A 25,275-nucleotide genomic window follows, 5' to 3' on the forward strand; every position below is an offset into this window, starting at 1 on the left:
TGATTATTTTTCTTTCACTACTTGTCGAAAGTAATGGATGGAATGTACAATATTGTTAATGATCCAGAGATATTTATTTTGGAAACAGCTTAATCAATTTGGAGGTATAAAATGAAAGCACATAAATATTGGTCAATCGGAGCAATAGTTACAATGGTTGGAACTTTTTATACAGGATATAAAGGGTTAAAAGCAGCACACAAATACTTTGCATTTGGCTCTCTGATATGCTTGATTATGGCAGTCTATTCTGGTCATAAAATGATTTCTGGCAATAAGAGGACAAGAAAACAGATGGGAATGAAAGAAGTGGAGGAATAAAATATGTTAGAAGTAGGAAAAAAAGCACCGGACTTTGAATTGCCGGATCAGAATGGAGAAATGCATAAATTAAGCGATTATGCAGGAAAAAAAGTGATCCTATATTTTTATCCAAAGGATAATACACCAGGATGTACGAAGCAGGCATGTGGCTTTTCTGAGCGTTATCCACAGTTTAATGAGAAGGGAGCTGTTATTCTCGGAGTGAGCAAGGACTCTGTAGCGTCTCACAAGAGATTTGAAGAAAAATACGGACTGGCATTTACGCTATTAGCAGACCCGGATCGTAAAGTTATTGAAGTATATGATGTCTGGAAAGAAAAGAAAAATTATGGAAAAGTATCTATGGGTGTAGTAAGAACTACTTATCTTATTGATGAGCAGGGAATCATTATAAAGGCAAATGATAAAGTCAAGGCGGCAGATGATCCTGAAAATATGCTTAAGGAATTGGCATAATGAAGATTATTTTATCACCTGCAAAAAAGATGATTGTAGATACCGATAACTTAGCACCGGTTGAACTGCCTGTCTATATTGATAAGACAGCAGAAGTATTAAACTGGATGAAAAGCAAATCAAAAGAAGAACTGAAAGCTATCTGGAAATGTAATGACAAGATTGCAGAGCAAAACTTTAACAGATTGGAAAATATGAATCTTTATAACAGGCTTACTCCGGCTGTTTTAGCATATGAAGGGATTGCATTTCAATATATGGCACCATCTGTGTTTGAAATCCAGCAGTTTGAGTATTTGCAAAATCATTTAAGAATCTTGTCTGCGTTTTATGGCATTTTAAAACCAATGGATGGTGTGACTCCTTATCGTCTTGAAATGCAGGCAAAGGTTGGAATTGGAGATGCAAAAAATCTGTATGAGTACTGGGGAGAATTGTTATACCGCTCAGTAATCGATGACAGTAGGATTATCATTAATCTTGCATCAAAAGAATACTCAAAATGTATAGAAAAGTATCTGACACCACAGGACAGATATATTACGATTGTATTTTGTGAGTTATCCGGAGATAAATTGGTAACAAAAGGTACCTATGCCAAGATGGCTCGTGGTGAAATGGTCAGATTCATAGCGGAAAATAATATTGAAAATCTGGTGGAGATTCAGAAATTTGACAGACTCGGATACTCGTTTAGGTCTGATTTATCTTCAGATTCAGAATATGTATTTGAACGCAAAATAAAATAGTTATTCAGCTAAAAGATGTTCAGTTTGGCAGCTTTTATAATAATGAGAATTATTACTATTTTTATTGACAACAGGATGATAGTGACATATAATCCTTATTAAGAACTAATCCTAATAAGGAGGATGAATGACAAGAAGGAGAAATACCATTCAAAAAGATCTCGTAAGAAATACCGTATACGAAATGAGAAGACACGTTACGGCAAATGAAGTGTATGAATTTATAAAAGAAGCATATCCATCAATTGGAAAAGGAACTGTATATAGAAATCTTGATATATTGGTAGAGGAAGGTGCATTAAGAAAGGTTGAAGTTCTGAATGGACCGAACCGATTTGATTTTACATTGAAAAATCATTACCATGTAAGATGTATAAAGTGCGGTGAAATTTTTGATGTGGATATGGATCAAATACCGGATTTGCTGGAAAGAATTCATAACACTCATGGAATTGAATTTGTGGATTACGATATTTCATTTAAAGGCATTTGCCCGAAATGCAGGGAGAAGGTAAAGGAGGAACAGCATGGATAGGAAAGCAATGTATAAGTTGAGTTATGGACTGTTTATATTGACCGCTAAAGAAGCAGAAAAAGATAACGGATGCATCATTAATACAGCCATTCAGGCAGCTTCGGAACCAAACCAGCTAAGTATCTGTGTAAATAAGTCAAATTATACGCATGATATGATTCAAAGAACCGGAAAATTTACTGTATCAGTCTTAAGTCAGAAGGCACAATTTGAATTGTTCAAACATTTTGGCTTCCAATCAGGAAGAGATACCAATAAGTTTGGAACATTTGAGCAGTGTGCCAGGGGCACGAATGGTATTTATTATATTACAGAAGGTACAAATGCATACATTTCTGTGACAGTTACTAAAACAGAGGACTTGGGTTCACATACGATGTTTATTGGTGAGATAACCGATATGGAAGTTTTAAGCAATGTTCCTTCAGTAACATATGATTATTATCAGAATAATATTAAGCCTAAGCCACAGGAGGTTGGAAAAACAGAGGATGGTCAGACAATATGGCGTTGCAGAATTTGCGGATATGAATATGTAGGCGAGAAATTACCGGATGACTTTATATGTCCTTTGTGCAAGCACCCGGCATCAGATTTTGAAAAAGTAGTAAAGAAAACGGAGGCAAAAGAGATGGCAGAAAACAAATATGCAGGAACACAGACAGAGAAGAATTTACAGGAGGCATTTGCAGGGGAATCACAGGCAAGAAATAAGTATACCTATTTTGCATCTGTAGCGAAAAAGGAAGGTTACGAGCAGATGTCAGCATTGTTTTTAAAGACTGCAGATAATGAGAAAGAACATGCAAAGATGTGGTTCAAGGAATTAGCAGGAATTGGTGATACAAAGGAAAACCTGGCGGCAGCGGCAGAAGGCGAAAATTATGAGTGGACAGATATGTATAATGGCTTTGCTAAAACAGCTGAGGAAGAAGGATTCCCTGAGCTTGCAGCAAAATTCAGGGCAGTAGGTGAGATTGAGAAGCACCATGAGGAAAGATATCGTGCACTTCTTAAGAATATTGAAACTGCACAAGTATTTGAAAAGAGCGAAGTTAAGGTATGGGAATGCCGTAACTGCGGACATATTGTGGTAGGAACTAAGGCACCTGAAGTATGTCCGGTATGTAATCATCCACAGAGCTATTTTGAAGTACATGAAGAGAATTATTAAGGAGATGAGATTATTACGAAGAAGAAAGTGATTAATTCAAAAAAAGCAGTAATGATAGGCTGTGGCTTTGTTGGTTCTGCATCGGTATTTGCTCTGATGCAGAGTGGCTTGTTTACAGAGATTGTCCTTATCGATGCAGATAAGAACAAGGCAGAAGGAGAAGCGATGGATATCAGTCATGGTATTCCATTTGCGAGTCCGATGAAAATATATGCCGGAGATTATGATGATGTGGCTGATGCTGCAATTGTTGTCATATCTGCCGGAGCGGGACAGAAACCGGGAGAGACAAGGCTTGATCTCGTAAATAAAAATGTAGCAATATTTAAGTCAATCATTCCTGAAATAGCAAAGAGAAATTTTGCAGGTATCATGCTTGTAGTTGCGAATCCGGTAGATATCCTGACTCAGGTAGCCATAAAGTTATCAGGACTTCCAGAAAACAGGGTTATTGGATCGGGTACTGTGTTAGATAGTGCCAGATTAAGATATAAGCTTGGTGAGCATTTATCTGTGGACAGCAGGAGTGTTCATGCATTTATAATAGGTGAGCATGGAGACAGCGAAGTTGTAGCATGGTCATCAGCCAATGTATCTGGTGTTCCATTAAGTGAAATGTGTGAAATGCGTGGACATTACAAGCACAGGGAAAACACGGCAGAAATAGCTACAGAAGTCAAGAACAGTGCTTATGCGATTATAAACAAAAAGCACGCTACATATTATGGAATTGCAATGTCTGTAAAAAGAATCTGCGAAGTGATTATGAGAGATGAAAAATCAATACTTCCTGTATCACACATGATTCATGGAGTATATGACATTGACGGAGTATCGTTAAGTATGCCAGCTATTGTAGGTGCAGATGGTATTGAGTCTGATATACCTATTAATTTAAGTGGCGAGGAAGCGTTAAAGCTAAGGAATCTGCAGATTCATTGAAAAAGATTATGGAGACAATTGAATTATAAATTTTACACATGGAAGGGGAAAAAGTCATGGAAGTAAGGTATTATATTTGTAAGCATTGTGGAAACATTGTTGAAAAGGTAAAGGATAAGGGTGTACCTGTAATTTGTTGCGGAGAACCTATGCAGGAATTAAAAGCCGGAGTGACAGATGCTGCTGTCGAGAAGCATGTACCTGTATATACGATAGAAGGCAGTCATGTTCATGTCGTGGTCGGGGAGACAAAACATCCAATGCTTGAAGAGCATTTCATTGAGTGGATTACATTAAATACAAACCAGGGAATATATAGAAAACAGTTAAATCCAGGGCAGGATCCGGCAGCAGATTTTAGTCTTTGCGATGGTGAACAGGTAGAAGAAGTATATGCATATTGTAACCTGCATGGATTATGGAAATGCTAAAAGCATTTATACATATTAAGGTTACAGAACAACACAATGATGAGGTAGAAGATCAAGATGAACAGATTATGGGAACTTTAAAATATCTCACATAGCGGTTAGTTAATCACATTCTGTATGTCGATGGTCAAATTCCAAAAGGCTGATATAGTAAGAAAGGCTGTTATTTTTTAGAGAGTAGCAGCTTTTTTTATTTTGAATATAAAATATGACACATACACTTGACAATATGCATACATGGATGAAATAGGACATTTCTTACTAAAACAGTATGTTTATGGTATACTAGCTAGTAGTAATGCAGTTTCAACCGATATTACATATTATTATAAACAACAGCGTTAGAGCATTTATGTGATTGAAACATAGATGCTCTTTTTTGTGCCAGTTGGGCAATGGATATGAATGTAACTTTAGGACATTTTGTCCAGAAGTTCAGATAGAGGAAATCAAGGAGGAACACGAGATGTGCATTAAAATGTGTATCTTATGGGTGAGAGCACCCACAGACAGAAGCAGCAGGAAAATATATAACAGGAGGACAGAACAATGGTCGATGAATTGACGCAGGAGTCGTTCCAGACAGGAAAGGCGATTGTGACTGTCAGCGTAGATCTGATTACTGCTATTGCGGATGCGTGTAAGCGGTCTGAACAGCAGAATCCAGGTATGAGCGAGAAACAGAAGCGGCAAGGTTGTCGATAAGGTAATGTCGAATTATAAGGAAACGCATGGCTCATTAAAGGGATTCAACAGAGAGGGCAAAGATGTCACGCATATTGATGTGAATGATGAGCGAACAGCGGAGCTTTTGGAGAAAACCTGTAAGAAAAGTCATATTCCAATGGATATGAAAGAAGTAACGAGAGCGGATGGTTCCATCACGCATACTGCATTCTGTGAAGTGAAAAGCATAGACCAGATGGCAGCATTACTGAAGATGGCTTCCGAACAGGTACTTGAGGAGCAGAAGAAAATGACCAAGACACTTGTACTTTACGATGATAAGGGCAAGGAGGTTATGTCGGCTGACTTTGTAAATAATGGTGAGATAAATATGGACGATGTGGAAACACTGTCAAGATTCTCTCCATATTTTAGGTGCCGGCAAATGCAAAGCACCCGATATTATTTGATATATGCTGTGCGCCATAAATGTGACCAAAGTAAGCCCGAAGCATTTACATTATACTAAATAAATTAGAAAAATGTGACAAAAAGTCATGTAAGTATTGCCTAAGTATTTTCCGGGATATTTTATAATAAATTTATGGGTGGCGGTCTGTTAATAATCACTTTGATATTTTATAATGTAAGCATTGGTTGTAATTTAGTTGATCATGCAAAGGAGCTTGCAAAGCGGAGGGGGTGCAAGGCCGTCACCCTTGATTCCGGTCTTCCGCGGACAGGGGCACATGGCTTCTACGAACACTATGGATTTGAAAAGAGCTGTTATGGCTTTGAACTGATGATATAAATTATCTGAGGAGATTGGAAAGGAGACAAAATATGTGTACAGCGGCGACATATAAGACAAAGGATTTCTATTTTGGAAGAACGCTGGATTATGAATTCTCGTACGGCGATGAGATCACCGTGACTCCGAGAAATTATCCGTTTGAATTCAGATATATGGGCAGGACGGCACAGAACTTGCCAGATATCCGTTGCTGCAGGGGGAGAACATCAACTGGCAGAACTAAGTATCTGCTGCCCCTGGGACCCGGGAAATACCAGGAAATAACTTGGCGTTTTTATCTTTTTTTCTGCATTTTGTGAAAAATTTGTGCTGTTTTATGTAATGGTGGAGCCGGCAACTGCATGGTGCCAGTAGACATCGCAGAGCCAGTAGTCTGGATGATGACAGTGGTTGCACAAACATAGAAAAGTAGATTATAATATCGGAAAAGGGCGTTGCCAGTGGCAATGTACGGAAGCCAGAGTTATATCTGTGATAAAGGAGAAAGGACGAGATATGGGCAAGTCAAAGGTTACAATAAAAGAGATTGCGGATATGGCAGGGGTGTCCATAGCTACAGTTTCCCATGTTATCAACAGGACAAGGTATGTAAGACCTGAGCTTGTGGATAAGATAGAGAAGATTATTGTAGAGACGGGATATCAGAATAAGATAGCAGATAAGGAGAGAAAACTGCTGGTTGGCCGAGAGTCTACGATCGTTGCAGTCATTCCGAACATTGAAAGTACGATATACAGAGATGTGGTAGCTTATGTGAAGCAGCTTGTCAGTGTACAGGGATATCAGTTCCTTGTGGCGATAACAGACAATGATCTTAAGGAGGAGGCACAGGTGCTTGACGGACTTCTGGTCAACAAGAAGGTTGCCGGTATCATACATGCACCGGTGAGTGATGTGGCAACCAACTACACAAAGCTTATACAGTCAGGCGTTCCATTTGTCTGCGTGGAGAGAAATATACTTGGATCAGGGATAGACTCAGTTGAGTTCCGAGACAGGGAGGCTATATTTAAGGGCGCAGATTATCTGCTCGCGAGTGGACACAAGAATGTTTTGTTTTTCAGAGAGAGTACGGACAGTACCACCAGGGATGAGAGAACAAAAGGTTTCCTGAGTGCTCTGCGGAAATACAATATAAATACAAACGATGCGAATATAGTGGATGTGACACTGGAAAATGGCGAAGATGACTGTATGCTCGTCATCCAGAAGGCGCTCCGCAGATACAGGCCGACCGCAGTTCTTGCGGGGGGCAACAGAATAACGCTCTACCTCATGAAGACACTGAGAGATATGGGAATCGACTGTCCGGGAGAGATATCTGTGGTTGGGTTTGGTGATGAGAGCTGGTCAGAACTTACATATCCTCCGCTTACCATAATCAGAAGAGATGTGAAGGGGTTAAGCACCAAGGCAGTTGGAATGCTTTTTGAGAAAATCAACACAGGGGCGGTCATATCCCATGACTGCTATGCCGATGTGGAACTGGTTGTCAGGAAATCCACCAAGATGCTGGATAATGGACCATTTGGAGATAAGGCAGCTGCCCCTGATTCCGTGGTGCTGACGAAGGAGGAAAAACAGAGGCTGAAGGCAGGACATTTCAGAGTTGCCATATCATTCCATTACACAGGTACGTCATGGGCTGAGCTTCATGAGAAGGGTATCCGTGAGGAGCTTGAGCAGTTCGGGATAGACGTGGTGTCGGTTATGGATGCGCACTTTGACTCGGAACTGCAGAATGCGCAGCTTGATGGAATAAGACTTCAGAAGCCGGACGCAGTTATAGCTATTCCGGCGGATGACAGCCGTACCAGAGAGAAGTTTCAGGAACTTTCCAAAGTGTCAAAGCTGGTGTTCATAAGCAATGTTCCGGATGGCATGTCCAAGAACAGCTATGTGTCCTGTGTATCAGTAAATGAGTCGGAGAATGGAACGAACACGGGAAGAATGCTGGGGGAATACTGCAAGGAGAACAAGAAAAAAAAGGCAGGTTTCATTATTCATGGTGCGGCATTCTATGGAACAAGAGTCAGGGATAACGCCGCTGAGAGGATAATCAAGGACAGTTATCCTGATATTGACATAGTTACGATCAGGAGTTTTGGAGAGATATCCAATGCATATCAGGTAGCCCAGGACGTGATAACTGCCAATCCTGAAATTGAGGCAATGTATGTGAGCTGGGATCGCCCGGCACTTCTGGTTATAAAGGCACTCAAGGAGCTTGGCAGGGAGGATGTGGCGGTGTTCACCACGGACCTTGATCATGGAATTGCCAGGTGCATGGAGGAAGGAATCGTCAAGGGACTCAGCACGCAGAGACCATACGAGCAGGGAAGAGCGGCCGCGGCAGTTGTTGCCAAGTCCCTGGTAAGTGAAGAACAGCTTCCAAAGTATGTGGGAGTTCAGCCGTATCAGGTTGAGCCAAAACAGCTCAGGCTTGCATGGAAGGAAATCTTCCATGAGTCCATGCCGGACAGATTGAGGTGATATGACATCTTTAGTTAGTCCGTGCCGGACAGATTGAGGTGATATGACATCTTTAGTTAGCCTGTGTCGGACAGAGTTAGAAACTGTATCTTTTTATCTAAAAAAGAATCCGTTAGAGAGAAAATTGTATCTTTCTGGCGGATTTTTTGCGTTTATACACAAGAGACAAGGTGACAAGTAACGGGTGCCAATCATACACTACAAATCCCATAAGTATGACATCTGGCAAAATATTTACGTAAAAAAACTATAAAAGACCTGCGAACCCTATAATGCAATCGAGCTTCATTTGTGCAAAATGACGAATAAACAATAAATAAAACACTTGATATTGACAATAACCGACAAAGGTTATATCATCAAAACATGCAAGGGACGAAAAACAGTTTAAAAATTACGTAAATAAACCGGTTAAAAACAGTTTTTCGACAACGAGTTAGCAAAGAAAACACATGATAGTGGAGGTAAAAATTATGAGAAAATTTAAAAAGTTATTAGCAGTTGGAGCATGCCTGTGCATGTCACTCAGTTTACTGGCAGGTTGTGGATCAGGATCAGGAAACGCTTCGGGCAGCGGTTCATCTGATTCAGGTACAAAGCAGGAGAGCACAAAGTCATCTGACCTGTCATTTGCATTTTGTACAAACACACTCAACAATACATTCCAGAGTTCAATTGATGCCAAGCTCAAGGAGCTCTGCGATGCGAACGGAATATCATATACATGTCTTGATCCTGACTACGATCTGAACACACAGCTCAGCCAGTTATCAGACGTGGCAAATAGTGGATACGACGCAGTGTTCATCATCCCGGTTGATTCAGCAGGTATCACATCAGGTCTTGCAGAGATCAAGGATGCAGGAATCCCAATCTTCAATGTAGATACAGCAGTTATCGAGGATGACATAGAGAACTTCGTAACACAGTTCGTTGGAACAAATGCTTACATGGCAGGACAGCTTGTCGGTGAGCAGATGGCTAAGGATTATCCGGACGGAGCAGACATTGCGATCCTTGACTTCCCATCAAATGAGAGTTGTGTAGACCGTGTAAATGGTTTCCTTGACGGACTCGGTGATAACAAGGATAAGTTCAACATCGTAGCACAGCAGGATGGCGAGGCAGCACTTGATGCATCAATGAGCCTTGCAGAGGATATCATCACAGCAAACACAGATCTTCAGGCATTCTTCTGTATCAATGATCCTTCAGCACTTGGCGCTGCAGCAGCAGTTAAGGCAGCCAACAAGACAGGCCAGATTGGTGTATACAGTATCGATGCTTCACCAGATGGCAAGCAGGCACTCCTCGACGGCGAGTTCACAGCAGTTGCATGTCAGGTTCCTGTACAGATTGCTGAGTACGCATTCAACGCAGCACAGAAGTATGTGGGCGGAGATACAACGATCGACGAGAAGAAGGTATATCTTGACTCACACCTCGTACTCAAGGATGAGGCTGAGCAGACAGTTAACGATTGGCAGTAAGGCCGGATCGAAGCCGGCAGTAACAGCACGGGGCTGCCCCCGGCTGGACATACATGACACAACATAGGTGTATATAACACGGGAGAGACCGGGGATCTTAGATCTCCGGCCGAGATCCCGAAAAAGCAGGATAACAAAAGATCTATTTTAGAAACTTGGAGGTTTAATATGGGACAGACAGTTCTGGAAATGATAGGGATAAAGAAAAGCTTCTCCGGAATATATGCTTTAAGTGGCATCGACTTTTCCCTTGAGCTGGGAGAGGTACATGCACTGCTCGGTGAGAATGGTGCAGGAAAGTCCACACTGATTAAGGTCCTCGGCGGAATTTACCAGCCCGACAGCGGAATCATCAAGGTAAATGGCAAGGAGGTCAAGATCAACGGAGTTCCGGCTGCCAGAGAAAATGGTATAGGAATAATACATCAGGAAATCGTACTTGTTCCATATCTTTCGGTGGCACAGAATCTGTTTCTCGGCAGAGAGATAAGGACAAAGCTTGGAACGCTGGACTTTGCAGAGATGAACAGAAGAGCAGAGGAGATGATATCGTCCCTCGGTGTGAATATAAAAGCAGACACGATAGTAGAGAATCTGACCATCGCACAGCAGCAGATGGTGGAGATCGTCAAGGCGGTCTCATTCAACGGTAAGATCATAGTTATGGATGAGCCTACCTCATCACTCTCAAATGAAGAGGTGGAGCAGTTATTTGAGATCATTGAGAATCTCAGAAAGAAACAGGTAAGTATAATCTACATCTCCCACAGAATGGAGGAGCTCTTCAGGATATCTGACAGAGTTACCGTCATCAGGGATGGTGCATACGTAGGAACAAAAAAGACATCTGAGACCAACCCGAATGAGCTGGTTGCGATGATGGTAGGAAGAGATCTGGAGAGCTTCTATGCCAGGGATTACTGTGACATGGACAAGGCAGAGGTTGCTCTGGAGGTAAAGAACCTTTCGCAGACAGGTGTCTTTGAAGATATAAGTTTTTCGGTACACAAGGGTGAGATCCTGGGATTCTCAGGTCTGGTCGGTGCCGGACGAAGCGAGATCATGGAGGCGGTATTTGGTGCCACACAGCCTACATCAGGCGAGGTGATACTCGGCGGAAAGCTGGTACACTTCAAGAATCCGATGCAGGCGATTAAGTCAGGCGTAGCCCTGGTTCCTGAGGACAGAAAGAAGCAGGGACTGGTGCTCGGCAACAGCGTGGCGTTCAACCTTACACTCTCATCCCTCAGATTCTATATGAATGGAATCGCCATAAGCGAGAAAAAGCGCGGTGAGGTCATAGACCATTATTCAAAGCGGTTGCGGATCAAGGCGGCGTCACCTGAGATCGAGGCGGGCAGCCTGTCAGGTGGAAATCAGCAGAAGGTAGTTCTGGGCAAATGGCTTGCAACCAAGCCGGATGTGCTCATTCTGGATGAGCCGACCAGAGGCGTTGATGTAAATGCAAAATTTGAGATATACACAGTAATCAATGAACTGGCAAAGGAAGGCATAGCGATAATCATGGTATCCAGTGAGCTTCCTGAGATCATCAACATGTGCGACAACGTATGTGTGGTCAGAGCCGGAAAACTCGTGAAGAAGCTGTCAAAGGACGAGCTCTCACAGGAAGAGATAATGAAATACGCTGCAGGAGGTATCGAATAATATGGGCGAGACAAAGAAGAATTCAAAAGCAACTTCTATATTAAAAAACAATCCCCTGACATCCATAGTCAAGGGCAACATAGGAATCATAGTGGTTCTGATAATCATGTGTGTGGCCGTAGCACTTGCCACAGACAAGTTTTTAACGACCAACAACATCATATCAGTGCTTAGACAGATATCGATCAACACATACATAGCACTTGGAATGACACTCATAATCATACTTGGTCACATTGACCTGTCAGTTGGATCGATAGTAGCTATGTCGGGAACTCTGACCGTAGGTTTTATAGTTAATCAGGGACTTCCTCTCGGTGTAGCAATAGCAGCAGGCCTTCTGGTCGGCACAGCGGCTGGCTTTGTAAGTGGTTTCATAGTAGCCAATTTCAAGGTGCCTGCATTCATCATCACAATGGCCATGATGAACATAGCAAGTGGTATAGCTTATGTCTACACAGGTGGACAGTCAACACGTATCACAAACAAGCTCTTCATCGAGATCGGTACAGGATATCTGTTCAATGTGATTCCACTTCCGGTAGTGTACATGGTAGTGCTCATCATACTGTTCAGCTTCATCCTCAGTAAGACAAAGTTCGGAACATACGTATACGCGATAGGTGGTAACCGCGAGGCTGCAAGACTTTCAGGTGTACCTATCAAGAAGATAGAGATCATAGTGTTTACAATATCAGGACTTCTCTCAGCATTCGCAGGACTTGTACTCTGTTCAAGAATGTACTCAGGCCAGCCTTCAGTTGGAAGCGGATACGAGCTTGATGCCATCGCGGCCTGTGTACTTGGCGGAACCTCTATGACAGGTGGTAAAGGAAGGATCAGTGGAACAGTATTTGGTGCCATGGTCATCGGAATCATCTCAAATGGTCTTAACCTTATCGGAGTGTCATCATACTGGCAGCTCATCATCAAGGGTCTCATCATCGCATGTGCGGTACTCCTTGATGGACAGAAGGGCAAGCTTGAGCTCCTCAAAAAGAAGAAACTTGCAGCAAACTAGTAGAAAGAGAGGAATGATAATATGGAGATTTTTAGAAAGATGTCCTTCGCGGATTCCACGGGAGATGCAATACCTTTCTACCACGAGGGCAAATATCATATATTCTCACTGACTTCCCCTCCGGGAACAACAGTGTACCCGGCAAGACTCAGAACAACATGGAGCCACAGTGTATCAGATGATCTGGTGCACTGGGAGGAGCTTCCTACAGCGCTCTATCCGGGCGAGGGCGACGAGCCGGATGCATCAGGAGTATGGACTGGATCAGTCATATACGGCGAGGGCAAATACCATGCATTCTATACAGGCTACTGCCTCACCGCAGAGTATCAGCAGACCATATGCCACGCTACAAGTGACGATGGAATCACGTGGGTGAAGGATGCAGCCAATCCGGTCATCACACCTATGATAGAGCTTTACGAGAAGCTTGACTGGAGAGATCCATATGTATTCTACAATGAGGAGGACAAATGTTACTGGATCCTCATATCAGCGAGAAGGTTGGATATGCCGATAACCAGAAGAGGATGTATAGTTCTCTACAGATCAAAGGATCTGGTCAACTGGGAATATTACGGACCGGTATATTCACCGGGACACACCAACTGTCCTGAGTGCCCTGAGATGTACAAGATGGGAGACAATTGGTATCTCTCATACTCAAGATTCTCAGAATATGTAAATACAATATACAGAGTTGCAAAGTCGCCATTTGGCCCATGGAGAAAGCCAAAGAAGGATGGCATAGGCGGAAGAAGATTCTACGCAGCCAAGTCCATGCAGGATGATGACGGCAGACGCTTCTACTTCGGTTGGGCTCACGACAGAGCAGACAGAAGCGACAGAGGTGAATGGTACTGGGGCGGAACCTTCTGCGTGCCGCACGAGGTAGTTGCCACAGCGGATGGAGGACTTGACGTAAAGCTTCCAAAGGAATATGAGCATGTATTTGAGAAGCCTGTGGCATGGGATTACATCCCTGTACTTGGAAATGCAGAGCTTCACGGAGACAGACTGGTTGAGATGGATTCAGTAAGCACATGTACATACGGATTCCTTGGACACAACGAGGAGAGCTACATGCTGAAGTGCAAGATCATGCCTAGAGAGGTGTATGACCATTTCGGTATACTGCTCAAGTCAGACAAGGAAGCAAGCGGATGCCTTCTCCTTGAGTTCGATGTGGCCATGCAGAGAGTGTCATTGGTAAATCTTCCTATGGGAGTTGACCCGTTCTGGGTTCAGTCTTGTCAGGCTGTGCCTCCTGCAACGGAGCCGGGCCCTGATGGAGTCAGAGTGTGCGAGAAGACATTTGACATAACAGAGGGCAGCGAGATAGATGTGAAGATCATCGTTGACCATGATATGGTGGAGGTATTTGTCGGAGAACAGGTGGCATTTACATACAGGATATATGCAAAGCCTGAGTTTGAGACAGGACTTCTGGCACAGGATGCAAGAGTAGAATTCTATGACATAGAGATCACAGGAAAGTAAAATTCACAAGGAGGATCCAACATGGAAAAGAAATATGATGTTGTGGCTCTTGGTGAATTCCTGATAGACTTTACCCCTGCCGGAAGCACTGATTCCGGGATGAAGCTCTTCGAGCAGAATCCCGGAGGCGCTCCGGTAAATATGCTCACGGCAGTCAGCAAGGCCGGACTTAAGACCGCGTTTATAGGAAAGGTCGGGGATGACATGCATGGCAATTTCCTTATTGAGACGGCAAAGCAGGCAGGGATAGATACCAGAGGTATAGTTGTCGATGACACGGTATTTACCACTTTGGCATTTGTCACTCTGGATGAGAACGGAGAGCGTGAATTCTCATTTGCCAGAAAGCCGGGAGCGGACACAATGCTCTGTTACAAGGAAGTGGATGCCGACCTGCTAAGAGACACAAAGGTGTTCCATATAGGTTCGCTGTCTCTCACGGATGAACCGGCCAGAACCACCACATTCCAGGCGGTGAGAGAGGCGAGAAAATACGGAGCGGTGATATCCTATGATCCAAATTACAGAGAGCCGCTGTGGGACAACAGAGAAAATGCGATGGAGAGAATGAAGAGTATTCTCCCGTTTGTAGATATAATGAAGCTTTCGGATGAGGAGACGGCACTCCTCACACCATTTGAAGATCCGAAGGAGGCTGCGGAGTATCTCCTTGGAACAGGCGTCAGACTTGTTGCGGTCACCCTGGGAAGTGAGGGTGTGCTGATATGCAGCAGGGATGGCAGCAGAAAAGTTCCTGGATTTGTCAGCCATGTGGTCGACACAACCGGAGCTGGAGATTCGTTCTGGGGGGCATTTGTATCGCAGCTTATAAGGGCGGACAAGAGCCTGGAGGAATTCAGTATAGACGAGCTTGAAGAATTTGCGAGATATGGAAATGCGGTGGCGAGCCTGTGTGTCGAGAAGCGCGGAGGACTCAGATCGATTCCTGAAGAGAGCGAGACATTTGAGAGACTCGCAGTAAAGTAAGTGTACTACAATTTTTCACATAAAATTTTCCCTTAACCCTGAAGACCGGAGAGTTTCCGGTCTTCTTTTTTGTACAATCTAACATTTGGACAGTATAATCATTCAAAAGTGCATTGACTCATAATTCCATTTCCTATAATATGTGGTTGGTGAACAAAAAAATAATCATTGGTCCTGTGTCAAGATTTAGCACAAAATAAAATGAGAAGTTCTGCCAACTAAGCTGCCGGCAGAGAACATACCCTCTCATACATTTTTTCAAAGTCATTGCGAATAAGGCTTTTCTTAAGTGGGTGAAGGCTGATAAGAATGATTTAGATGGAGAAATAATAATGCAGATATTTGTTGATGCAGATGCGTGTCCGGTAGTGGACATTGTTGAGACGATCGCAGAAAAATATAATATACCAACTACACTTTTGTGTGACACGAACCATGTGCTGTATTCTGATTACAGTGAAGTTATAGTGGTTGGTGCCGGTGCGGATGCAGTAGATTATAAGCTGATCAGCATATGCCATAAAGGGGATATCGTAGTGTCACAGGATTATGGCGTTGCTGCTATGGCACTTGGTAAAGGGGCATATGCCATTCATCAATCCGGTAAGTGGTATACAAATGAAAATATTGACCAGATGCTGATGGAACGGCATCTTAACAAGAAAGCAAGGCGAAGTTCTCATAAGCATCATATGAAAGGACCGAGAAAACGTACAGAAGATGATGATTTACGTTTTGCTCAATCCTTTGAAAAACTCATACGGATGGCAAAGGCAAATGAAGGCAGTTCGAAGGAAAATGATGAACAAAGAAAATAGTTGCATGGCTATTTCTATATTGTATATTTGTTTGTAAAATGGAAAAATGAAGCTGAGAATGATGGCTGGTTGCTGATCATAGCGTGATGTGGTCATATATGAGCTTTTCGGACGGACAGAGTAAGAAGTATCAGGTTTCCACCAGCGGCAGTAATACTCTGACGGTGAAGATCTCGTCTTTTGCAAAGAACTGGAACTGACCATGATAGGAGTCGGCGATCGCAGCAATATTCTTAGTTCCGAAACCATGTCCTGTCTGCGTGGAGAAAGGCAGCCCATTTTGAAAAGCAACCGTTCCGATAAACGGATTGCTGATCTGGATCAGAAGCGTCTGATTCCGTTCGGCGAGCTGAACCTGTATGAATTTTTCCTCTGTTTCGATCGATGCATGGAGCGCATTTTCCAGAGCATTTGACAGAATCGCACATAGCTTTGTGTCGGACAGAGGAAGTTCCGCAGGGATAGAAGCCTGAACCAGCAGGGAGATGCCCTCTGATTCCGCTTTGGTATCATAGGCGGACAGAAGCAGGTTGATCAGCTCGTTTGAACAGAAGCGTTTTGGAGTGATTGCATCTAAGTCGGATTGGGCGGTTTGTATATAGTCCTGAATCTTATCCAGATTCCCGGTTCCTGCAAGTGCCTGCAAATAAGTAAAATGATGGCGCATATCATGGCGGTAGGAGGCTGCCTGTGTCTGCATGGTGCGCATATGATTCAGATCAATGGCAGCATGTGTAAGCTGCATATGAAGAGATTCTGCCAGGCGTTCTGCCTGTTCCTGTTCTTCCAGTTTATAATAATAATAAAAGATAAAAACAAAATAGAAAATGCAGCAGATGGACGGCATGAACTGAACTACAAATTCGTTGCTGGTATAAAGCATATCGGTATAAATCGTAGAGGCATAATCGAAAAGATAGTAGCAGAGCGGAAGAATGCCAAGAATATAGACGGATTTATTTGCTTTTGGCATAAAATGCTGCGTCAGATTTGCTTCATAGTGGTATAGGAAATAAAAGGTTACAAAGGCACATCCGACATAAACGATCGTATAGATGATCTTATTGTCAGAAAATAAGCGAACGGCCAGTCCGCACCAGAGAGGAATCTGGCAGCACATATAGGCAGTTAAGACACTGACGATTGAAGTGATCCATGAGCATTTGTATATCAGCCAGAGAAAAAGCACCAACGGAAGATGTACAACGACCGGATACAGCCCTCTGGAGATCTCCTGTCCGAAGACTGCGAAAGAAATGATCTGAAGTATTCCGTCGAGGGCACAGAAAACAGACAGAGAGAGTATATTTTCCGGTTAAAAGGAACACCGGTAAAACATACGCTTGCTGCTGAACCAAAGAGGAATACGGTAATAAAATAAATACTGTCGCAGAGGAAGCTCATATCATTGTCTCCTTATTATTTTCCAAAAGAGTTCGTATAGGCAAAATTTAAAAACTGTTCCGAAATCTTCATGTAGTTATTTCTGGAAAGCGGAATCTTCTGGCCGTCTGTCAGGATGATATCGCTTTTCGTAACATATTGAATGTAATTCATATTTACCGCATAAGAACGGTGTGGATATATAAAGTCCGGATAGGCTTTCAGAATATCCTGAAATTCCGTAAAGGTCATTACGGCAGAGATCATGGTCTGATCTGCCAGATGTAAGGTGATGGTTCTGTGTGTGACCTCACCATAGACCAGAGAGGATACCCGGATCCGGCTGTACTGCTTCTCTGTCGTATAAATGATGAAGCTTGCGGTATCTTTCTCATCCAGTTCGGCAAGAATGGAATCTATGGAGGCAAAAAATTTTTCTTCGGTTATCGGTTTTAACAGATAGTTCTGGGCTTTTACTTCGTAGCTGTCTACCGCATATTCCGGAGAACTTGTCAGGAATATGATCTCGGTATCTGTTCCGGAAGCTCTGATATTTCTCGCAATCTCAATTCCGTTTTCTCCTGGCATTAAAATGTCCAGGATCGTAATATCAAATCGTTTTCCCTGATCGATGGCATCCAGTAATGAGAAGCCATTTTGAAATATATGAATCTGAAGCGGTGTGGCATGAAGCTCCTGATATCGTTTGAAAAGCGCTGCCAGTATCTGCCGTTCCTGTTTGCTGTCGTCACAAATCGCTATATGTATCAAAAAATCTACTCCTTATCATGGCTTAACAAATATATGATAAGCCGGTCGTTGATCGTCATTTGTACAGGCGTACTCATTGACCTGAGTTCATTATAGCATAGTTCTGATCAAATCGACGGATATTTCATGCGCATATAGTGACATTTCATGTAGCGGATGCAAAAAATTAAAATCTGTTGTAGAATGTGGAGCTGCTTCATGATAGACTGAAAATATCAAGAGAACCCGGATCAATGGAGGCTTAATTATGGGAAAAGTACGATTAAATGATAATACAGAAATAGTTGCAGCTGTAAAAGAAGGACTAAAAAGGAAGAATGGATATTGTCCGTGCAGGCTTGAAAAAATACCGGAGAATAAATGTATCTGTAAGGAATTCCGGGATCAGATCAATGATCCGGAGTTTGAGGGATACTGCCATTGTCAGTTATATTACAAAGAAAAGTAAACTAATATATGAATTATTATTAGAACAGACAAACCTGTTCGTCAAAATAAACATAAAAATATTAATAAATCCAAAAAAATTGCTAATAAATCCAAAAATATTCTATTCTTTCTTTCTGCTTGTCACATTATAATGAATTTAGTCAATGAGACAGAGCGAAAAATAAACAAAATGTACAAACAGGAGGAATGAAATATGAGAAAGAAAAAAATTATAGCTGTCGTTGCAGCAGCAACACTTGCATTATCAATGGTAGGATGTGGATCAGGCGGATCAGGCGGATCAGGCGGAAGCAGCTCAAGCGGAGTTGCAAATAAGGATAAGCCACTTTGCTGGTTCAACCGTCAGCCATCCAACAGCTCAACAGGAGAACTTGATAAGGAAGCATTAAGCTTCAACAAAGATACTTATTATGTAGGCTTCGATGCTAACCAGGGTGCTGAGCTTCAGGGTCAGATGGTACTTGATTATATCAAAGCAAATGCAGCAACAATCGACCGTAACGGTGATGGTGTTATCGGATACGTTTTAGCAATCGGTGATATCGGACACAATGACTCAATCGCTCGTACTCGTGGTGTTCGTTCAGCACTTGGCACAGGAGTTGATGCAAATGGTGCAGTTGATTCAACACCTGCAGGTACAAACGTAGACGGATCAGCAAAAGTTGTTCAGGATGCAAAGCTTGATGTAGGTGGTAAGACATATACAATCCGTGAGCTTGCTTCACAGGAAATGAAGAACTCAGCAGGTGCTACATGGGATGCAGCAACAGCAGGAAACGCTATTGGAACATGGACAGCTTCATTCGGTGATCAGATTGATGTAGTTGTTTCAAATAACGATGGTATGGGAATGTCAATGTTCAATGCATGGGCAAAGGATAACAAGGTTCCTACATTTGGATACGATGCTAACAGCGATGCAGTAGCAGCTATTGCAGAAGGTTACGGCGGAACAATTTCACAGCATGCAGATGTTCAGGCTTACTTAACACTCAGAGTTCTTCGTAACGCACTTGATGGTGTAGACGTTGATACAGGTATCGGTACAGCAGATGAAGCCGGCAACTGCTTAACAGAAGGTGAAGATTACAGATATAGCGAGGAAGAAAGATCATACTACGCATTAAACGTAGCAGTAACTGCTGAAAACTATCAGGATTTCACAGATTCAACAAAGGTTTATGACAAGGTTTCAAAACAGCTTGATTCAAGCAAGAGCCCAACAAAGAAAGTATGGCTTGATATTTACAACGCTTCAGATAACTTCTTAAGCTCAACATACCAGCCACTTCTTGAGAACTACGATGATCTGCTCAACCTGAAAGTAGATTACATCGGTGGTGATGGTCAGACAGAGTCTAACATTACAAACCGTCTTGGTAACCCGGGCGAATATGACGCATTTGCGATCAACATGGTTAAGACAGATAATGCAGCATCATACACAACACTTCTTAACAAATAAGATAACGGATCGGCAGGCAATAATGATTTAACTCAGAGGGGTGTCAGATACAAGATTTGATACCCTTCTTTTACTAAGAAAGGGAAGTAGAGATATGGCAGAAGATAAGAATAAATACATCTTATCGATTCAGGGCATGAGCAAATCATTCGGTAGAAACAAGGTTCTGGATCACATCAATCTGAATGTGAAACCGGGTTCGATCATGGGTCTTATGGGTGAGAACGGTGCCGGAAAATCGACAATGATGAAATGTCTCTTCGGAACCTATCAGAAGGACGAAGGAACTATAATATTAGATGGTAAAGAAGTAAACTTCTCAGGTCCAAAGGATGCCCTTGAAAACGGAGTTGCAATGGTTCATCAGGAGCTTAACCAGTGTCTTGAAAGAAGCGTTGTGGACAACCTGTTCCTGGGACGTTACCCAAAGAATTCCCTCGGTGTGATCGATGAGGGCAGAATGAAAAAAGAAGCTTCGGATCTGTTCAGAAAGCTCGGTATTACCGTAAATCTGACACAGCCGATGAAGAAAATGTCAGTATCGCAGCGTCAGATGTGTGAGATCGCAAAGGCTATTTCTTACAACTCAAAAGTAATTGTACTTGATGAGCCGACATCTTCACTGACAGCACCTGAGGTTGCAAAGCTGTTCAAGATGATGAGACAGTTAAAAGAACAGGGTATTTCCCTGATTTATATATCACATAAAATGGATGAGATCTTCGAGATCTGTGACCAGATATCCGTTCTTCGAGATGGTAGTCTGGTAATGACAAAAGACAGTAAGGACACAAACATGAACGAACTGATCTCCGCAATGGTTGGTCGTTCCCTTGACAATAGATTCCCACCTGTAGACAATGAGCCTGGTGAGACAGTGCTCTCCGTACAGAACCTGTCAACAAAGTATGCACCAAAGCTTCAGAACATTACATTTGATGTTAAGAAAGGTGAGATTTTCGGACTGTATGGTCTGGTAGGTGCAGGTCGTACAGAGCTCCTTGAAACCATATTTGGTATGCGTACAAGAGCAGCAGGAAATGTACTTTATAATGGCAAGATGATGAACTTCTCATCACCAAAGGATGCCATGGATCATGGTTTTGCCCTGATCACAGAGGAAAGAAAAGCAAACGGACTTTTCCTGAAAGCAGATATCACATTTAATACAACAATTGCAAATATGAACCATTATAAGAGCGGAATCGCACTTAGCCATGACGATATGGTTCGTGCAACCGCAGAGGAGATCAAGGTCATGCATACAAAATGTATGGGACCGGATGATATGATCGCAAACCTCTCCGGTGGTAACCAGCAGAAGGTTATCTTCGGTAAATGGCTGGAGCGTTCGCCTAACGTATTTATGATGGATGATCCTACAAGAGGTATTGATGTAGGAGCCAAGTACGAGATCTATGAACTGATCATCAACATGGCAAAGCAGGGTAAAACGATCATCGTTGTATCCTCAGAGATGCCTGAGATCCTTGGTATCACAAACCGTATCGGTGTTATGTCGAACGGTCATCTTGCAGGAATTGTAAATACAAAAGAGACCAACCAGGAAGAATTATTAAGACTTAGTGCGAAATATTTGTAATAGAGAGGAGTTTTGGTTATGGCAGATAAAAGTAAGATCCTTTCGGCTGATGCAGAAGCAGCGCTTTTAAAGCCGATTGATGAATATGTAGGAAAAATACAGTCACAGATCGATGCACTCCGTGTAGACGGATCTGACAAGGTTCAGAGCTATAAGAACCAGATCGCAATTGCGAAGGAAGACAAGAACTTATCAAAGGATGAGAGAACAAAAGCAGTTGCAGCAGCAAAAGCCGGACTGGAAAAGGCGAAGAGTGTAGAAGCAGCAAACAAGGATAAGGTATCCAAGTTGATCGCAGAAGCAGAAAAGTACCTTTCCGAGAATTATAACAGCAAATACTATGATAAAGTAGTTGCAAGCTGCGAGGCAGAAAAAGCAGCAGAAAACGAAGCGTATGAGAAGGTTCGTGCAACGATCAAGACAGAGCACGAACAGACACTTGCCAAACTGTCCGCTGCAGACGAGATCAAAGATGAGAAATATGTATATAAGAACAGATTATTTGATGCACAGATGTCTCACGAATCCAGATTACAGGAGATTAAGGACAGAAAGCATGATGCATTTGCACATAAGTTCCATCTGATCGATCTCTTACGGATGTCCAAATACACATTTGTCAGAAGCAGGCTCAGAAGATCGAGAATTACAAATACACATTTAATACATCCCAGTTCCTTTATAAGAACGGTCTGTATATCGTAATCATCCTGATCTTCATTGCACTTTGTATTATCACACCAATCGTTAAGAATACACAGTTATTAACCGTTACCAATATCCTGAATATCTTACAGCAGGCATCTCCTCGAATGTTCCTTGCACTCGGTGTTGCCGGTCTGATCTTACTTACAGGTACTGACCTTTCCATCGGACGTATGGTAGGTATGGGTATGGTTACAGCAACTATCATCATGCATAACGGCCCTAACACAGGTGGCGTATTCGGACATATCTTTGATTTCTCAAATATTCCGGCCGCTCCTAGAGCAATTCTTGCCCTGGTAGCCTGTATAATTCTTACAACAGTATTTGCAAGTATCGCAGGTTTCTTCATGGCGAAGTACAAGATGCATCCTTTCATCTCGACCATGGCGAACATGCTGATTATCTTTGGTTTAGTAACATACGCAACAAAGGGTGTATCATTCGGTGCGATTGATTCTTCCATCCCTAGCATGTTCATCCCTACATTTGGCAGCTTCCCATCTATTATTCTTTGGGCAATTGTAGCAATCATTGTTGTATGGTTCATCTGGAACAAGACAACATTTGGTAAGAATCTGTACGCTGTAGGTGGAAACCCGGAAGCAGCAGCAGTTTCAGGTATCTCAGTATTCAAAGTAACACTTGGCGCATTCATCCTTGCAGGTATCCTTTACGGATTCGGTTCATGGCTTGAATGTAACAGAATGGTAGGTTCCGGTAGTGCTGCTTATGGACAGGGCTGGGATATGGATGCCATTGCAGCCTGTGTAGTTGGTGGTGTATCATTTACAGGTGGTATCGGTAAGATCTCCGGTGTTGTAACTGGTGTACTTATCTTCACATCATTAACATACTCACTGACAATCCTTGGTATTGATACAAACCTCAGTTCATTTTCGAAGGTATCATCATCCTTGCGGCTGTAACTCTTGACTGTCTCAAGTATGTACAGAAGAAGTAAGGAAATGTAATAATCGCTCACAAAAAAAACGATATAAATCAAAAGCCGCTCCGTTCGTCTTTGATATGCTTTCTGTCAGGCTGACAGATGCAGGCTCCAGACTGAACGGGGCGGCTTTTAAAATATCAGGAGTACGCTGCTATTTTATTTGGGATATATACGGTAAAACGGGATTTTGGGGTTCATTCTGAACGTAGATTTGTTATAATAAGGAACAGATAGAAAGAATAAAAGAGGAATGAGATATGGATAATTATAAAGTGGTACTCGTCGATGACGAGGTGGAAGTAATCGATGCGATCGAACAGAGAATTCATTGGGATATATTAGGATTTGAAGTCGTTGGAAGTGCGACAAATGGTGTGAAAGCACTGGAGCTTGTGGAGAAGCAGCAGCCGGATGTCGTGATAACGGATATCAAGATGCCATATATGGATGGACTGGAGCTTGCCAGAAGATTGAATAAAGAATATCAGAATATCCATATCATCATTTTTACAGGATTTGATGAGTTTGAATATGCGAAGGAAGCGGTTCATCTGGAAGTAGAGGAATACATGCTGAAACCGATCAATGCGCTGGAGCTTACGGAATGTATGAAACGATTGAAAAAGACGCTGGATAAGGAGAGAGAAGAACGTCTGAATGTAACAAAGCTTGAGAATTATCTAAAGGATTCCCTTCCGGTGCTTCAGACGAATCTGTTTGTTTCGTTGATCGAGGGTCGTGTAAATGAAGAATATTGCGAGAAATTTTTGAATGCGTATCAGATCGATATAAAAGGACCGTATTATTGCTGTGCGATCTTTCATACCTCGGAGCATCATGTTCCGGATGGTATGAATCCATTGCTGCTTGCCATGTCAGTCGAGCATGAGATCAAGGATCGTTTAGCACCGGAATGGAAGAATCATATGTTCACATATCTGGGAAATGCACTTATGATCATAGAACTGGAAACGGAAGAAATGGTAGTTGCATTTACAGATGCCTGTGACCGATTCTGCAAATGGGCATATCGTGTTATGGGAGCTGTTGTGACTGCGGGAATCGGAAGAGTCTGTGACAATCTGATCAGCGTTAATTCTTCTTATGATGGAGCAAGAGAAGCAGTTTCTTATCGTGTATTATATGGAACGAGCCGTGCGATCAATATTGGTGAGATCGCACCGAAGGAGCAGGAGATCCTGATCCAGCCGGAGGATACAAAGATGCATGATCTGTTCAAGGCTATTCATCTGGGAGTACCGGAGACACTTGAACAGTCGGTGCGGAAGGAAGTGGAGAAGCTTCATAATAATGCGCAGACCGTGAACCAGTATAACCTTGCGATCATGGAGATGGTGGGAGCATTTTATCGATTCTGTGCTAATAATTTTATAGATTTTAATGAGTTTTGCGGTAATGTCGGAAATCCATACGAACGTGTACCGGAGATGGATGAAAGCACATTAACTGCGTGGATGATCGATTCGGCAAAAGCCATCAGTGAGGAGCTGAAAAATGCCAGAAACAGTACATCGAGACGTATGGTTACAGATGCGCAGAATCTGGTGCATGACAGGTATATGGAGCCGAATCTTTCCCTGGATACCGTGTGCTCGGCACTTGGAGTATCGAATTCTTATTTTTCCAGTGTATTTAAAAAAGAGACAGGAAAAGCATTTGTAACATATCTGACCGATTACCGGATGGATCATGCGGCAGAACTGATTCTCGAAACGAATGAGAAAAGTTATCAGATTGCAGAGCGGGTCGGTTATCTTGATGCAAATTATTTCAGTTATGTATTTAAGAAGCGTTTTGGGGTTTCGCCATCCAAATACAGAACGGAGCATCTGAAAAAATAAAGGGTAAATAAGG

22 protein-coding genes and 3 pseudogenes are annotated in these 25,275 nt (G+C 42.5%); 23 read left to right on the forward strand and 2 right to left on the reverse strand.

The features are described 5' to 3' along the window. Window positions 1-111 precede the first annotated feature (111 nt). The 18 genes and pseudogenes from DW959_RS09285 to DW959_RS09370 all read left to right on the forward strand — a co-directional run bounded on the left by DW959_RS09285 (window position 112) and on the right by DW959_RS09370 (window position 16,068). On the forward strand, window positions 112-321 hold the full coding sequence (locus DW959_RS09285; protein WP_008402252.1) for a DUF6219 family protein: 210 nt from the start codon (window positions 112-114) through the stop codon (window positions 319-321). A gap of 3 nt (window positions 322-324) precedes the next feature. Further along, window positions 325-780 (forward strand): thioredoxin-dependent thiol peroxidase, encoded by a 456-nt coding sequence (gene bcp / locus DW959_RS09290; protein WP_117823059.1) that lies wholly within the window; start codon window positions 325-327, stop codon window positions 778-780. Next, window positions 780-1,529 (forward strand): peroxide stress protein YaaA, encoded by a 750-nt coding sequence (yaaA, locus tag DW959_RS09295; protein ID WP_118615958.1) that lies wholly within the window; start codon window positions 780-782, stop codon window positions 1,527-1,529. The genes bcp and yaaA overlap by 1 nt, the downstream gene beginning before the upstream one ends. Before the next feature lie 127 nt (window positions 1,530-1,656). Next, complete coding sequence (locus DW959_RS09300; protein ID WP_008402256.1) at window positions 1,657-2,064, forward strand: transcriptional repressor; 408 nt, start codon at window positions 1,657-1,659, stop codon at window positions 2,062-2,064. After that, on the forward strand, window positions 2,057-3,238 hold the full coding sequence (gene rbr, locus DW959_RS14885) for a rubrerythrin (RefSeq protein ID WP_117823055.1): 1,182 nt from the start codon (window positions 2,057-2,059) through the stop codon (window positions 3,236-3,238). The genes DW959_RS09300 and rbr overlap by 8 nt, the downstream gene beginning before the upstream one ends. Window positions 3,239-3,265: 27 nt before the next feature. After that, window positions 3,266-4,209 (forward strand): annotated as a pseudogene (locus tag DW959_RS09310) (L-lactate dehydrogenase). Between the two features lie 27 nt (window positions 4,210-4,236). Continuing rightward, the gene (locus DW959_RS09315; protein ID WP_117823240.1) at window positions 4,237-4,611 is read left to right on the forward strand and encodes a desulfoferrodoxin family protein; all 375 of its coding nucleotides are present in this window, start codon (window positions 4,237-4,239) and stop codon (window positions 4,609-4,611) included. Window positions 4,612-5,160: 549 nt separating this feature from the next. Continuing rightward, window positions 5,161-5,316, forward strand: a complete 156-nt coding sequence (locus DW959_RS14600) for a hypothetical protein (RefSeq protein WP_242997342.1) — start codon at window positions 5,161-5,163, stop codon at window positions 5,314-5,316. A gap of 4 nt (window positions 5,317-5,320) precedes the next feature. Continuing rightward, window positions 5,321-5,806, forward strand: a complete 486-nt coding sequence (locus tag DW959_RS09325) for a hypothetical protein (RefSeq protein ID WP_242997341.1) — start codon at window positions 5,321-5,323, stop codon at window positions 5,804-5,806. 75 nt (window positions 5,807-5,881) lie between these two features. Further along, entirely contained in the window at window positions 5,882-6,088 is a 207-nt protein-coding gene (locus tag DW959_RS09330) for a GNAT family N-acetyltransferase (protein WP_226801024.1), read from the forward strand. A 32-nt stretch (window positions 6,089-6,120) separates the two neighbouring features. Beyond that, window positions 6,121-6,249 (forward strand): annotated as a pseudogene (locus DW959_RS09335) (linear amide C-N hydrolase); the annotation flags it as partial. Window positions 6,250-6,481: 232 nt separating this feature from the next. Beyond that, complete coding sequence (locus tag DW959_RS09340) at window positions 6,482-8,584, forward strand: LacI family DNA-binding transcriptional regulator (RefSeq protein ID WP_242997340.1); 2,103 nt, start codon at window positions 6,482-6,484, stop codon at window positions 8,582-8,584. Window positions 8,585-9,057: 473 nt separating this feature from the next. After that, entirely contained in the window at window positions 9,058-10,074 is a 1,017-nt protein-coding gene (locus tag DW959_RS09345; RefSeq protein ID WP_117808616.1) for a sugar ABC transporter substrate-binding protein, read from the forward strand. A gap of 168 nt (window positions 10,075-10,242) precedes the next feature. Continuing rightward, a complete protein-coding gene (locus tag DW959_RS09350; RefSeq protein ID WP_008402270.1) occupies window positions 10,243-11,742 on the forward strand; it encodes a sugar ABC transporter ATP-binding protein in 1,500 nt (499 codons plus the stop codon). Window position 11,743: 1 nt separating this feature from the next. Then, complete coding sequence (rbsC, locus tag DW959_RS09355; RefSeq protein WP_008402271.1) at window positions 11,744-12,763, forward strand: ribose ABC transporter permease; 1,020 nt, start codon at window positions 11,744-11,746, stop codon at window positions 12,761-12,763. A gap of 21 nt (window positions 12,764-12,784) precedes the next feature. Further along, window positions 12,785-14,263, forward strand: a complete 1,479-nt coding sequence (locus tag DW959_RS09360; RefSeq protein ID WP_117823047.1) for a glycoside hydrolase family 32 protein — start codon at window positions 12,785-12,787, stop codon at window positions 14,261-14,263. A 21-nt stretch (window positions 14,264-14,284) separates the two neighbouring features. Beyond that, on the forward strand, window positions 14,285-15,250 hold the full coding sequence (locus tag DW959_RS09365; RefSeq protein WP_117808615.1) for a carbohydrate kinase: 966 nt from the start codon (window positions 14,285-14,287) through the stop codon (window positions 15,248-15,250). Between the two features lie 332 nt (window positions 15,251-15,582). Next, entirely contained in the window at window positions 15,583-16,068 is a 486-nt protein-coding gene (locus DW959_RS09370) for a YaiI/YqxD family protein (protein WP_117808614.1), read from the forward strand. 130 nt (window positions 16,069-16,198) lie between these two features. On the opposite strand, the gene DW959_RS09375 is transcribed toward DW959_RS09370, so the two are convergent. Then, on the reverse strand, window positions 16,199-17,041 hold the full coding sequence (locus tag DW959_RS09375) for an ATP-binding protein (protein ID WP_243023372.1): 843 nt from the start codon (window positions 17,039-17,041) through the stop codon (window positions 16,199-16,201). Window positions 17,042-17,487: 446 nt separating this feature from the next. Continuing rightward, on the reverse strand, window positions 17,488-18,222 hold the full coding sequence (locus DW959_RS09385) for a LytTR family DNA-binding domain-containing protein (protein WP_117823045.1): 735 nt from the start codon (window positions 18,220-18,222) through the stop codon (window positions 17,488-17,490). A 247-nt stretch (window positions 18,223-18,469) separates the two neighbouring features. Here DW959_RS09385 and DW959_RS09390 point away from each other — a divergent pair, with 247 nt between their 5' ends. The 5 genes and pseudogenes from DW959_RS09390 (at window position 18,470) to DW959_RS09410 (ending at window position 25,262) form a co-directional block, all read left to right on the forward strand. Then, on the forward strand, window positions 18,470-18,670 hold the full coding sequence (locus DW959_RS09390; RefSeq protein ID WP_117823043.1) for a ferredoxin thioredoxin reductase catalytic beta chain: 201 nt from the start codon (window positions 18,470-18,472) through the stop codon (window positions 18,668-18,670). 195 nt (window positions 18,671-18,865) lie between these two features. Beyond that, entirely contained in the window at window positions 18,866-20,140 is a 1,275-nt protein-coding gene (locus DW959_RS09395; RefSeq protein WP_117808612.1) for a substrate-binding domain-containing protein, read from the forward strand. A 94-nt stretch (window positions 20,141-20,234) separates the two neighbouring features. After that, window positions 20,235-21,743, forward strand: a complete 1,509-nt coding sequence (locus DW959_RS09400) for a sugar ABC transporter ATP-binding protein (protein ID WP_008402285.1) — start codon at window positions 20,235-20,237, stop codon at window positions 21,741-21,743. An 18-nt stretch (window positions 21,744-21,761) separates the two neighbouring features. Then, window positions 21,762-23,412 (forward strand): annotated as a pseudogene (locus DW959_RS09405) (galactoside ABC transporter permease). A gap of 245 nt (window positions 23,413-23,657) precedes the next feature. After that, a complete protein-coding gene (locus DW959_RS09410; protein ID WP_117823041.1) occupies window positions 23,658-25,262 on the forward strand; it encodes a response regulator in 1,605 nt (534 codons plus the stop codon). Window positions 25,263-25,275 lie beyond the last annotated feature (13 nt).

The organism is Clostridium sp. AM46-21 (assembly GCF_003480025.1).
In the GTDB taxonomy this organism is placed as follows: Bacteria; Bacillota; Clostridia; order Lachnospirales; family Lachnospiraceae; genus Coprococcus; species Coprococcus ammoniilyticus.